Source organism: Arthrobacter sp. BF1, assembly GCF_056680215.1.
The window spans coordinates 513,495-525,204 of the sequence record NZ_CM155271.1 but is presented as its reverse complement, the minus strand read 5'-3'; the positions used below and the strand labels follow the sequence as shown (position 1 = coordinate 525,204).

General features: G+C 64.5%; 12 protein-coding genes, 1 tRNA gene, 1 other RNA gene and 1 pseudogene. 8 read left to right on the top strand and 7 right to left on the bottom strand.

Annotation, left to right across the window (positions count from 1 at the left end):
• Nucleotides 1-2: 2 nt before the first annotated feature.
• Nucleotides 3-1,064 carry a glycosyltransferase family 4 protein gene (locus tag AC1MCD_RS02545; protein ID WP_498675579.1) on the bottom strand — a complete coding sequence of 354 codons (1,062 nt, stop codon included), beginning with the start codon at nucleotides 1,062-1,064 and terminating at the stop codon, nucleotides 3-5.
• A 186-nt stretch (nucleotides 1,065-1,250) separates the two neighbouring features.
• On the opposite strand from AC1MCD_RS02545, the gene AC1MCD_RS02540 reads away from it, so the two are divergent.
• Together AC1MCD_RS02540 and AC1MCD_RS02535 are read left to right on the top strand one after the other, a co-directional pair.
• Nucleotides 1,251-1,949: a DsbA family oxidoreductase gene (locus tag AC1MCD_RS02540; protein WP_498678124.1), complete on the top strand. Its 699-nt coding sequence runs from the start codon at nucleotides 1,251-1,253 to the stop codon at nucleotides 1,947-1,949.
• Between the two features lie 57 nt (nucleotides 1,950-2,006).
• Nucleotides 2,007-2,636 carry a TetR/AcrR family transcriptional regulator gene (locus AC1MCD_RS02535; RefSeq protein ID WP_498675577.1) on the top strand — a complete coding sequence of 210 codons (630 nt, stop codon included), beginning with the start codon at nucleotides 2,007-2,009 and terminating at the stop codon, nucleotides 2,634-2,636.
• Here AC1MCD_RS02535 and AC1MCD_RS02530 read toward each other — a convergent pair.
• Both AC1MCD_RS02530 and AC1MCD_RS02525 read right to left on the bottom strand, forming a co-directional pair.
• On the bottom strand, nucleotides 2,633-3,304 hold the full coding sequence (locus AC1MCD_RS02530; RefSeq protein WP_498675575.1) for a LytR C-terminal domain-containing protein: 672 nt from the start codon (nucleotides 3,302-3,304) through the stop codon (nucleotides 2,633-2,635). The genes AC1MCD_RS02535 and AC1MCD_RS02530 overlap by 4 nt on opposite strands.
• Complete coding sequence (locus tag AC1MCD_RS02525) at nucleotides 3,297-3,596, bottom strand: type II toxin-antitoxin system VapB family antitoxin (protein WP_190989455.1); 300 nt, start codon at nucleotides 3,594-3,596, stop codon at nucleotides 3,297-3,299. Before AC1MCD_RS02525 ends, AC1MCD_RS02530 begins: the two co-directional genes overlap by 8 nt.
• Before the next feature lie 162 nt (nucleotides 3,597-3,758).
• Between AC1MCD_RS02525 and AC1MCD_RS02520 the strand changes: the two genes are divergently transcribed.
• Complete coding sequence (locus tag AC1MCD_RS02520; protein ID WP_498675572.1) at nucleotides 3,759-4,688, top strand: Cof-type HAD-IIB family hydrolase; 930 nt, start codon at nucleotides 3,759-3,761, stop codon at nucleotides 4,686-4,688.
• A gap of 146 nt (nucleotides 4,689-4,834) precedes the next feature.
• Complete coding sequence (locus AC1MCD_RS02515; protein WP_498678122.1) at nucleotides 4,835-6,403, top strand: stealth family protein; 1,569 nt, start codon at nucleotides 4,835-4,837, stop codon at nucleotides 6,401-6,403.
• 18 nt (nucleotides 6,404-6,421) lie between these two features.
• Here AC1MCD_RS02515 and AC1MCD_RS02510 read toward each other — a convergent pair whose 3' ends face one another.
• Nucleotides 6,422-7,351 (bottom strand): phosphodiesterase, encoded by a 930-nt coding sequence (locus AC1MCD_RS02510; RefSeq protein ID WP_498675569.1) that lies wholly within the window; start codon nucleotides 7,349-7,351, stop codon nucleotides 6,422-6,424.
• Between the two features lie 122 nt (nucleotides 7,352-7,473).
• Nucleotides 7,474-8,001, bottom strand: coding sequence for a glutathione peroxidase (locus tag AC1MCD_RS02505; RefSeq protein ID WP_498675568.1), 528 nt, complete (start codon nucleotides 7,999-8,001; stop codon nucleotides 7,474-7,476).
• Nucleotides 8,002-8,092: 91 nt separating this feature from the next.
• On the opposite strand from AC1MCD_RS02505, the gene AC1MCD_RS02500 reads away from it, so the two are divergent.
• The gene (locus AC1MCD_RS02500) at nucleotides 8,093-8,896 is read left to right on the top strand and encodes a hypothetical protein (protein ID WP_498678504.1); all 804 of its coding nucleotides are present in this window, start codon (nucleotides 8,093-8,095) and stop codon (nucleotides 8,894-8,896) included.
• 125 nt (nucleotides 8,897-9,021) lie between these two features.
• Here AC1MCD_RS02500 and AC1MCD_RS02495 read toward each other — a convergent pair.
• Nucleotides 9,022-9,324: pseudogene (locus AC1MCD_RS02495) on the bottom strand (M23 family metallopeptidase); the annotation flags it as partial.
• Nucleotides 9,325-9,814: 490 nt separating this feature from the next.
• Between AC1MCD_RS02495 and AC1MCD_RS02490 the strand changes: the two are divergent.
• Nucleotides 9,815-10,732, top strand: a complete 918-nt coding sequence (locus AC1MCD_RS02490) for an oxygenase MpaB family protein (RefSeq protein ID WP_498675565.1) — start codon at nucleotides 9,815-9,817, stop codon at nucleotides 10,730-10,732.
• Nucleotides 10,733-10,788: 56 nt separating this feature from the next.
• Here AC1MCD_RS02490 and AC1MCD_RS02485 read toward each other — a convergent pair.
• Nucleotides 10,789-10,876, bottom strand: a tRNA-Ser gene (locus AC1MCD_RS02485).
• A gap of 288 nt (nucleotides 10,877-11,164) precedes the next feature.
• Here AC1MCD_RS02485 and AC1MCD_RS02480 point away from each other — a divergent pair.
• Complete coding sequence (locus AC1MCD_RS02480) at nucleotides 11,165-11,491, top strand: hypothetical protein (protein WP_498675564.1); 327 nt, start codon at nucleotides 11,165-11,167, stop codon at nucleotides 11,489-11,491.
• Between the two features lie 79 nt (nucleotides 11,492-11,570).
• Nucleotides 11,571-11,667, top strand: an RNA gene (ffs, locus tag AC1MCD_RS02475) — signal recognition particle sRNA small type.
• The last annotated feature ends 43 nt before the right edge of the window (nucleotides 11,668-11,710 follow it).

The following is an 11,710-nucleotide window of genomic DNA, read 5'->3' as shown; positions in this document are numbered from 1 at the left end:
CTTCAACGATTCTGGCGGACGTAGGAAATATCGGGAACCCTTGTCTCCCGGCTCTTTTCCACGAGTTTTGCGAACAGATCCAGATGGTTGAGCACCATCTTCTCCGTGCTGAACATCTTGATTGCCCTGTCCCTGCAGTGCGATCTGTCCAGCGAGGCAGCAAGCGGAAGAAACTTATGCAGCTCTTCCGTCGGAGCCAGGTAGCCCGTTTTGCCGTCATCCACGATTTCAGGAGCAGCGCCGATAGGCGTTCCCACCACCGGAGTGCCTGTCGAGAGTGATTCGATCATGACCAGACCGAATGGTTCGGGCCATTGAATGGGATTGAGGAACGCCATCGCCTCACCCATCAGGCGGTACTTGTCCGCGTCTCCAAGCTCGCCAAGGAACTCCTCGTTGGTGCCCAGGAGCGGCTCAACTACTGAGCGGAAGTACTCGAGCTCACCCGGCTCACGCATCTTGGCTGCAATGCGCAGCGGGATGCCCGCACTGCGCGCAATGTAAATGGCTTCAACCACGCCCTTGTCCGGGCACATTCTGCCGACAAAGCAGGCATAGCCTCCGCTCCCGGAGCCAACAGGCACTCCGGAGACGTCCATGCCATGGTGGATCACCCGCGTGATGGGCACGTCGGGGACCCTGGAGGCCTGGTCACGCGAGATGGAAATGATGGCTGTGTCGGCCGCCATCGCACGGTACAAATCTGCCGACGCCGGAATGAGGGGTCCGTGAATGGTGGTCACAACAGGGGCTCTGGATCTCCTCCGGCCAACCAGCGGCCCGGCAAGGGTGTGGTCATGGATAATGTCCGCATCGCCCAAGCCGTCATAGGCCCTGATGACGTGGCTCAGCTCCGAGAGTGCCATTCCCATTTCCGCTGGTTCGGAAGGCCGCATCCCTGGTACCAAACGGGCCGGGCAGGAGCTGTCCGACGCTGCGGCGAGCAAGACATCGTGCCCGGCCGCAAGGAAACCCCGGGCAAGGGAGTCAACAACCCGCTCGATTCCCCCGTATCCGGCTGGTGGAATGGGAATCCATGGCGCTGCAATAAGTCCTATCCGCATGCTTTCCTCCGTGAGGACACATGCCACGCCCCCAGAAATGGCGAGTGAAGTGAGTTCAAAAAAGGCCGTTGCTTAACCTGCTGTTCTGACTATGACCCTGCCCGGGGTCCCATTTCAACCCCCGACGTGACAAAGCAAACACCTGGTGCCGGGAATGCCCTCGGCCCGGAGGAGGTTGTGGCCAGCATGAAGATTGAGATCTGGTCAGACGTCGCGTGTCCCTGGTGCTACATCGGCAAACGCCGGTTTGAGGCTGCCTTGGCCGAGTTCCCGCACCGCGACTCCGTGGACGTGACATGGCGCAGCTACCAGCTGGATCCCAGCCTCCCGGAGCACTACGACGGCACCGAGATTGAGTACCTGAGCAGGATCAAGGGTATGCCGCAGGCGCAGGTTGCGCAGATGTTTGAGCACGTTTCGGAGCAGGCCAAGGGCGAAGGCCTTAATTACCGCTTCGACCAGGTGGTCGTAGCCAACAGCTTCACCGCCCACCGCCTGATCCACCTGGCTGCGGAGCACGGCCAGCAGGATGCTGCCAAGGAACGCCTCCTCAGCGAGCACTTTGAGCACGGCAAGGACATCGGCAGCCAAGAGTACCTCACGGAACTTGGCCTGGCGCTGGGTTTGGACGCCGGCGCGGTGGAGGAGTTGTTCACTACGGACAAGTACGCCGACGCCGTGCGCTTCGACTTCGAGGAAGCCCGCGCCTTGGGGATCACCGGTGTGCCGTTCTTCGTCATCGACCGCAAGTTCGGGCTTTCCGGCGCCCAGCCGGCGGAAACGTTCACTGCCGCGCTCACCCAGGCCTGGCAGGAGACCAACCCGCTGGTGCTCGTCAACGCCGCGGACGGCGAAGCCTGCGGCCCGGACGGCTGCGCCGTCTGACCGCCGTCCGTCGAGGCGGTGCCCCACTTTACTGACACATCGCGATAAAGTGTCTGCATGCCCAGGATTTCGGCGGCCACCAACGCCGCGCAACGCGCCGATACGCAGCGCCGGATCCTGACGGCCTTTGGTGAACTGCTCTTTACCCATGGCCTGCCCGGGCTGACCATGACTGACGTGGCACGGCATGCCGGCGTCGGGCGGACAGCGGTCTACAACTATTACGCCGATATTGAAGAGCTGCTGATCTCCTACGCCCTGGATGAGACCGAGCGGTTCCTCGCCGAGCTGCGGGACGCCCTTGCCGCGGTGGACAATCCGGTCGAGCGGCTGGCGCTGTACGTTCGCACCCAGGTGGAGGACCTCAGCCGCCGCCACCTCCCGCCCGGACCTGCCATGGCGGCGGTGCTGTCGCCGTCGTCCTTTGCCAAACTCGCCGACCACGTGGGTGAGCTGAGTGTCATGCTTCAGGGCATCCTGCGCGACGGCATGGCGCAGGGCTACCTGCCGGAGGCTGACATCGGGCAGCAGGCACAACTGATCCACGGGACCCTGTCCTCCAGTGCCGCCCGCGGCAGCAATGAACCCGCCGAGCTTGAGGCGCGTATCGCCAGGACTGTGCGGTTCATCCAGTTAGGCGCCGGAGCCAGGTTCGACTGCGACGGCGCGCCTCTGCGCATTCGCTAGGGTGTGGGAGTCGCTGACGGAATAACGGGCCACTTTGCGTCGTCGGCGATCCGGCGGCTCTCCCGCGGGCAACTGAGCGTCCCGGGCGTCTGGTCCACCCGGTCCGCAGCGGCCAGCTCTTTGTAGTCGCCGGCAACAATCACGTCCACGCTGGCGTCGGTCCGGCCGTCCTGGAAGTAGTCGGAGCCCGGCACGTGCCGCTGGACAGTGAACGCAGCAGACTGGCCGGCCGCTCCCGACACGACGGCGGCCACCCCGCGGTAGCCCGCCTCAGTGTTTGCGACATTCCCCACCACAAACTTCCTGGCCAGCAATTCATCCGCCACGGCACGGGCCAGCCCGGGCCGGCTGGTGGAGTTGAAGACGTTGAGGTTGATTTGTTCGGGCGGGGTGTAGTCGAAGGTGGCCGAGGGACACATGGCCCGGGGCTCGTCGCTGGCCGCCGTCGACGGTAGCTTCAAATGCCCGTTGATAATGGCGAGCGCCGTGATAATGGCGCCGGCAATAAGGCCCAGCAGCAGAACCAGCACCACGCCGTGCACAACCCTGCGGCGGAGGCGGACAGGATCGTCGGGATCGCCGGCGGCTTCAAAGGTGGCCCGCAGTTCCGGACCGGTGACAACGCGGTGACCGTGCAGGATCCGGGCATCCTTGGGTTTCCTAGCCATCTATCACCAGCACGCGGGCATGGATGGCGGTGCGCTGATGCAGCGCTGTCCGGACGGCGCGGTGCAGGCCGTCCTCCAAGTACAGGGTTCCCTGGTACTGCACCACATGGGGAAAAAGGTCGCCAAAAAACGTGGAGTCCTCCGCCAGGAGCGCCTCAAGGTCCAAGGTCCGTTTAGTGGTCACCAGTTCGTCCAGGCGGACGGGGCGCGGCGGCAGCGACGCCCACTGTTTGGGCGTGGTGTAACCATGGTCGGGGTACGGGCGTCCCTCGCCCACAGCTTTGAAGATCACCCTGCAACACTAGGCACCTTGGCGGCCCATGAGAAGAGCCCCGCCCGCGCCGTTCCAAGGTTGTAGCCAAACAGTGACCATCCGTCATCCGGCCGCCTGCTTTGGGCCACGCACAGGGAGGTGCACGCCTGGACACAGGCCGCCGGCTGACACAATGGAGCCATGACTGCATCCGATTTTCCCGCGAGCTCCTCCCCCGGCGTCCGCCTGCCAGCCACCCCGCCGCTTGCCCTGCTGCTGGACGTGGACGGCCCTGTGGCGAGCCCGGTGACCCGCGACGTGCAGCCCGGCATCATCGCCGACATGGTGGCGCTGGCCAGCGCGGGGATTCCTGTCATTTTCAACACCGGCCGCTCCGATACTTTTATCCGGCAGCAGGTCATGGAGCCCATGATCGCCGCCGGCATGCCGGCCGGAACCGTCATCCATGCCATCTGTGAGAAGGGCGCCGTCTGGTTCAGCTACACCGCCGCAGGCCCCGGCCCCATCCACGTTGACCACGAACTGGCCGTGCCCAAGGCCTATGGCGATGACGTCCGCAGGCTGGTGGCGGAGGACTATTCGGCCCACATGTTCTTCGACGAGACGAAGCGGGCCATGGTGTCCGTGGAGCAGCACATCGAGGTGCCCTCCGCCGATTACCTCGCCGAGCAGAAGCTCTTCGACGCGGACGCCATGGACCTGATGGGCCGCCACGGCCTGGGTGTGGTCCGCCTTGACCATCACGTACCGAATTCCGACGACGTTGTGGACTACCGCTTTGACCCCACCATCATTTCCACCGACATTGAGTCGGTGCGGCTGGGTAAGGACCTGGGAGCCAGCCGCGCCGTGGAAATGCTGGCAGCACAGGGCATCACGCCGCAGGCTTGGCGGACCATGGGCGATTCCCGCACCGACTACGCCATGGCGGACTGGCTGCATCACCATGACCACCCCGTGAAGCACGTTGACGTCCGCCCCGCGGACGGTGTTCCGGTCAAACCCTATGACGTGCTTACCGCACGGGACCTGGGGCTTGGCAACGATGTCATCCACGACGACGCCGGCGCGGCTTTCCTGCGCAGCTGGCGGGAGGCCGTGGGCAACTGAGCCCCTGCCGTGGTGGCATTACGCCCCGCCGTAACCGCGCGTTTTGAGGCTACCGCTATCATTCAGTTAAGAACGCATACCAGTTAACCGCGACGGAGACAACCATTACAGAAACACCCGTTACAGAAGCACCTGTCCAGGACGAGATCTATTACGGCGGGCAGGCGTCGGTAGAACCGCGCACGCATGCCGAGGTAACCTCTCCGGCAGCCGAGGCGCGGCTCAAGCACCGCGAGGACGTGGTCCGGCACAAAGGCAGGTACGCCCTCATTAACCACAACCGGACCCCCTACCAGGCCATGGTTGAGGACCTGCTGTTCCTGCGCAACGTGCTGGCCGGTGCGGGCCTGGACTACCTCCTGGTCCGTGGCAACAACGACCGCCCGGTCATCGCCCTGGACTGGAAGAACCGTAAGAAGCTGCGGGCCGCACTGGTGGAAGCCTGCCGCAACGAGCCCGTTTACTCCCTGACGGTTGACGCGAAGAAGAAATCATCGGTGCTTGTGGCCGACGGTGAGCTTTCCCGCAACCGGCAGGCGCGCATCTTCCGGATCTACCGTCCCCGGGTTGAGCCTGACGGCGGCTTCGAGTTCGGTTCCTCCGCCGGCGTCCAGATTGAACTCTGGAGCTTCGACGGCAACGAGATCACCCTGCCCATCGAGAACTCCCTCACCCGGCGGACCATGCTGGCGCAGGATGCGGTCCGCGGCACCGTGGAACGGTACGGCCACTCCTGGCCGACCATTGAGAACATGTTCGCGGACCATGCAAGCGACATCAGCTTCGACATCGATCTGGTGTTCTCCTGGGTGGATGGCAGTTCCCCTGAGTACATCGCAGCCCGCCGCGCCCAGCAGAAGGATGTGGTTCTCGGCGAAGGCGATGACCACGAAGCACGTTTCCGGCAAATCAACGAACTCAAGTACGCCCTGCGTTCGGTGTACATGTTCGCACCGTGGATCCGCCGTATTTTCATCGCCACGGACTCGCCCGCCCCTGAGTGGCTCGCTGAGCATCCATCGGTGACCATTGTCCGCAGTGAGGAGTTCTTTTCGGACCCGTCAGTGCTGCCCACGCACAATTCGCAGGCGGTGGAGTGCCAGCTGCACAACATCGAGGGCCTCTCGGAGCACTTCCTGTACTCCAATGACGACATGTTCTTTGGCCGGCCCGTGGGGCCTGATCTGTTCTTCACGCCGGGTGGCATCACCAAATTCATCGAAGCCGAGACACGGATCGGACTGGGCGATAACGACGCCGAGCGCAGCGGCTTCGAAAACGCCGCACGCGTCAACCGCAAGCTGCTCTGGGACCGCTTCGGCCGGATCACCACGAGGCACCTCGAGCACACTGCCGCGCCTCTGCGGCGCAGCGTGGTGTCCACCATGGAGCACGAGTTCCCGGAGGAGTTCCAGAAGACGGCGGCCAGCAGGTTCCGCGCCGCGGACAACATCTCGGTGACCAATTCGTTCTACCACTACTACGCCCTGCTCACCGGCCGTGCCGTCACCCAGACCGCGGCCAAGGTGCGCTACGTGGACACCACCATGCGGGCCGGACTGAACTACCTGCCCAAACTGCTGGCCAAGCGGAACATGGACTTCTTCTGCCTCAACGACGGCAGCTTCCCGGAGGTCCCGGCGGACGAGCGGGCCGAGCTGGTGACCGACTTCCTGGAGAAGTACTACCCCATCAAGGCGCCCTGGGAACTCTGAAGCCGGGGACTGCGGCCGCTAGGTAGCGTAGGGCAGGGAAACCCTGGCGGGAGACCCGACCTTTGCTTTCTCCGGGATGCTCATGCCGGCAGCCGCAAGCCGCTCGGCCGTCATTTGCGGCGTGACGTGTTCCCCCACGGTGGGGGTGCTGCCCAGCGGAACCACGGAGTGGACAATGGTGTGTTCGTAGACGTGCACCAGGTTGAAGGCCTGCGCACCGTCCCTTCCGCGGGTGCCGCCGACCGCCACATTGAGGTCCTGGGTGTAGCACGTGGCCGAGGCCACGGAGACAGGAATCCCCGCGAAGGTTGCAGTGGTTGAGTAGTGCAGGTGCCCGGCGAGGATGGTCCGGACGTCCGAGTTGCGGACCACAGCGGCCAGACCGGCCTGGTCCCGCAGCTCCACCAGCACGGAAAGGTCCAGAACGGATGGGACCGGTGGATGGTGGAGCGCCAGGATGGTGCCATCGGGGGCAGGCGTCTCCAGCTCGCGGGCCAGCCACTCCAACTGCGAGGCACTCAGCTCGCCATGGTGGTAGCCCGGGACCGACGTGTCCAGGGTGATGATGCGCAGGCCGTTGATGAAGTAGCTGTGGTCCACCGGTGAATCGCTGGCCGGTTGATCCAACAGGCCGGTCCGGAAATTGGCCCGGTTGTCGTGGTTTCCCATCGCCCAGATGACACGCGCGCCCAGGTCTTCGCACGCGGGATCAACGATTGCCCGCAGCTTTGCGTAGGCCTCAGAGTGGCCTTGGTCGGCCAGGTCGCCGGTGAAGATGACTGCCTCGGGCCGCGCGCCGGAGGCCCGGACTTCGTCGAAAAGCTGGATGAGCTTGGCTTCGCTGTCAACTGCGCCGTAGAGGGGGTCCGGGCCCCCCATCAGGTGGGGGTCGCTCAGGTGGAGAAGGAAGTGGCGTGGCCGGGGATGTTCGGCCTCGATGTGCTTCATTGCTGCCTCTGTGGTCGGTGGGAAACGGCGTTTCCCTTCTACCCTTCAGTAACTATTATCAAACCAGATTTTGGGTAAATTTTGAGTAAATTACCGCGGGCAAGTTGGAAAAAGATAAAGATTTACGCAACCGAAGGATCTGATGCGGCTTCCGGTCCATCAAATTCGGCCAAGGCCTGTTCGATTGCGTCGAGAACCTCGGGTGAGTCGGGTACGACCGTGGGGGCGAAGCGTGCCACCACTTCGCCCGCACGGTTAACCAGGAACTTCTCAAAGTTCCATTTCACCAGGCCGGGCAGCACACTGGTCTTGAACTTGGTCAGCTCGGCATAGAGCGGGTGCTGGTCCTTGCCCCGCACGTTGGCCTTGGCCGTCAGGGGAAACGACACACCGAAGTTCCGCTCGCAGAACTCGGCGATCTCGCTGTCGGTACCCGGCTCCTGGCCGGCGAACTGGTTGCACGGCACCCCGAGGATCTCGAAGCCCCGGTCCCGGAACTTCTCGTACAAGTTCTCGAGGCCGGCATACTGCGGTGTCAGTCCGCACTGCGACGCCACATTCACCACCATCACCACGTTTCCCTTGAACCGGCCGAAGTCGGTCCGGGTGCCGTCGTTGAGCGTGAGCGGGATGGTGTACAGAGAGGTCACAGCGCCGTCCTTGAAAGGTTGGTCATGCACATGATTCGTTGCCAACCATCAAGAGTACGGGGGCAGGCTGGGAGTTTTCTGTCAGGGTTTCGTGGGCGCGGGCTCCGGAGTTGCGGTTTGGGCCGTTGTTTCGGTCGACGCTGCGGTGGTGCCGGGCGGCGCCGCAGCAGCCGAGCCGGTGGTTGGTGCATCCGCCGGCCGCTCCGATTCGGAGGGAGCCCGCCCTGCCGGCGACGACTGCGTAACTGGGGCGGCGGGCGGTGGCGTCGCCGGTGCCGTCGTCGGCGCAGGTGACGAAGTCGCTGCGGGCGGTGGTGTGCTCGTTGCAGGCGCTGGAGTTTCCGACACCGGCGGCGGGGCCGCGGCGGGTGTTGTCGAGGCAGGCGGCGGTGTGCTGGCGGGAGGCGCTGAGGTCGAGGCAGGCGGCGGAGTACCCGACGCCGGCGGTGTAGTCGCCGCAGGCGCCGAAGTTTCCGCGGGCGTTGCGGTACCAGATGGAGTCGACTGCGTTGCGGTACCAGATGGAGTCGACGTTGCGGTTCCGGACGGCGTTGCCGTACCCGACGGAGTCGACGTTGCGGTTCCGGACGGCGTTGCAGTACCCGACGGCGACGACGTTGCCGTACCCGACGGCGACGACGTTGCCGTACCCGACGGCGACGACGTTGCCGTACCCGACGGCGACGACGTTGCCGTACCCGACGGCGACGACGTTGCCGTACCCGACGGTGACGGCGTGGCGGAGTCCTTCCGCGCCGTCGTCGGCTCGGTACGCGCCGCGGCCGGCGGCTCCGGCAATTCGTCTTCACCGTGGAGGACCGTGTGGCTGTTGTCTGCAGCAACGGGGATGGCCCACGGCAGGGCGGTGGCCGCGTCCGCGGCCTTGCCTTCGTAACTGACCATGGCGATGTCCGCCAGCGTGTCCACCTGGCGGATCGGCAGGAGCGTCCAGTCCAGCGGACTGGTGTGTACGCCGCGGAGGATGGTCTCAAAATGCAGGTGACACCCCGTGGACCAGCCGGTGGTGCCCACCCGTGCGATGACCTGGCCCACCTGGACGGAGTCACCCGTCCGGACGGCGATGGCCTCCAAGTGGTTGTAGGTGGTGATCAGCCCGTTGCCGTGATCAATTTCCACGCGGTTTCCACCACCCCAGGGATGCCAGCCAGCCGCCCTGACCACGCCGGAGTCGGCGGCATAGACCCTGGTGCCGCAGCTCGCAGCGAAGTCCTGGCCCAGGTGGAAGTCCCCTCCCCGCCCCGAGATGGGACTGATGCGGAACCCGAAGGGCGAGCTCGGCGCGAGTATTTCCAAAGGCGCCATCAGGGAGCCTTCAGGCGGGCGGCTCAACTGGGCGGAAGCCACGTTCAGCGGAGCCTTACCGTCCTTTGCGACCGTCCTGACGATGGTGCGGCCGAAGGGGACGAGCGCCCTGCCGTCCGTCAGGATCGCGGGAGTCAAGGCCTGTGCACCCACGTTGCCGGTGGCGGCACCCGCCACGGCGCTGCCGGGTTGGAGCACTGGTACCGCGGGCAGTCCAAGGGCGAGAGAAGCTGCAACAACGGCGGCGCCGGCGGCCAGGGCCCGCAGGGCAGTCGCACAGGCGCCTGGAGACTGCTTCTCCCGGCCGGAACCCCAATGATTTCCCACTAGCTGACTCCCGGTTGGCCCGTCAGACCCCAATCCAGACGGACTTTCAATCTTATGGGACCACAAAGCCCCCGGGCTTGTGAACCCCATATCGATAGCTGCAGGGCTATTTGTGGATCTGCGGGGATCCCTCCCTCACCCGGTCATCGGCAAGAATGGTGACATGCGCAATTTCCTTAGGGAATGGCAAGGCGAACTGAAGCGCGTCTTCACTGGAAGCGCGGACGCCCTGCCTGAGTGGGTTCCCCGGCTGGCGGACGGGAACGACGCCGGCTATCACCTTCCGGGCTCAGCTGTCTGGGCGGTGCACGGGTCCATGTCCCCTATCGTCGCCGGTATACGGGCGCTGCTCATGCAGTCGCTGCACCCCGCTGCTTTGGCCGGCATCCATGAGCACTCTGACTTCCGGGCAGATCCGCTTAGGAGGCTGGCCCGGACCATCCAATGGATCTTTACGGTCACCTATGGCTCCACAGCCGCCGCTGAACAGGCTTCGGCGAGGGTCCGCCGCCTGCACGTGCCTGTCCAAGGGAGCTACAGCGACCGGCACGGCTCTGTACATTCCTATTCGGCCAACGATCCCGAGCTGGCCCGCTGGGTGCACCTCGCGTTCGTTGACGCTTTCGTCACATCCCATAAGATCTGGGGCGGCACGATCCCCGGCGGCCCTGATGCGTATGTCCGCGAATGGGCACAGGCCGGACGGCTGATGGGAGTGGAGGATCCGCCGCTGACCGAAGCTGAGATGAGGCTGCAGCTGGACAGCTACTATCGCAACGGCGAGCTGCTGGCGGACAGCCGGGTTGCGGAGACCGTCGGGTTCATCCGCAACCCGCCACTGCACCCGCTGCTGCGGCCCGGCTACCAGATCATCTTCGCCGGCGCCGTCTACAGTCTGGAGCCGCAGTACCGCCAGATGCTGGGGCTGGAGGTTCCGCGGCTGGGCCCCGTTCCGCTCCCGGTGAGGCTGACGACGAAGGTGACCCTCGGCGTCGTACATCTCGCTCTGGGGCGCGGCCCCGGACCCAGCGAGCAGGCGGCCCGGTCGCGGCTCCGCCGGCTCGGCTATCAGGGCAGCTGACAGGCCGGGGAACGCAAAAATCCCGGTCCTGACAGGGTCAGAACCGGGTTTTTGACTGGCGGAGAATGGGGGATTTGAACCCCCGAGGGCGTTAACCCAACACGCGTTCCAGGCGTGCGCCATAGGCCGCTAGGCGAATTCTCCAGCTGCTTCTGAATCAAAAGCAGATACTAGACTACCTGAACTTTCCAGCATCGCCCAATTGGGCCCAATCAGCCTCCGAGAGCGCCCGTTAACGTCAAAATGGACGCCCCCAATGCGCCCATTCCTACGGAACACCGTTGAGCTGCCGGGTCCGGCCCTCCAGCCAGGCCCCGCAGCTCACAATCTTGAGATTGCCCCAATCGGTGTACATACCCATGATCTGCCCTGCTTGCCGGATAAGCAATGAAATTGCCCCTATTTTCGCCGGCCTCTTGGCAGGATGAAGCCATGACACAGCTGCACGCCTTGGTGGCGTATGTCCCGGAGCCTCACGCAGAGGCGCTGCTCCAGGCAATCGGCGCGGCCGGCGCAGGCAGGATCGGGAACTATTCGCATTGCTCCTTTGTGGCTCCGGGCATCGGCCGGTTCACCCCGCTTGCGGGTGCCGAGCCCTTCCTCGGTGCCGTGGGATCGAGCGAGCAGGTGCCTGAACTCCGGGTCGAGTGCGTTGTGGAGGAAGAGATGCTCGACGCTGTTGTGCTGGCCCTGCGCGCCGTCCACCCCTATGAGGAACCTGCGTTTATGACCTGGCCGGTCAATGGCTGGCGACGCTGAGCACGCCAGCCGGGAGAACCGCCAAAGCCGGCCCCCTGACGCCGGTTCGAGGCAAGCCAAAAGTTCGGGTAAAGTTGTCTGCGGCCCCTCATGTGGCGTCATCCTGTTGAACTCCCCCAGGACCGGAAGGTAGCAAGGGTAAACGGGCTCTGGCGGGTGCATGGGGGGTCTTTACTATTCCCCCACAGGGCGGCAGACTGTCGGCCCGGATTGGTAGGG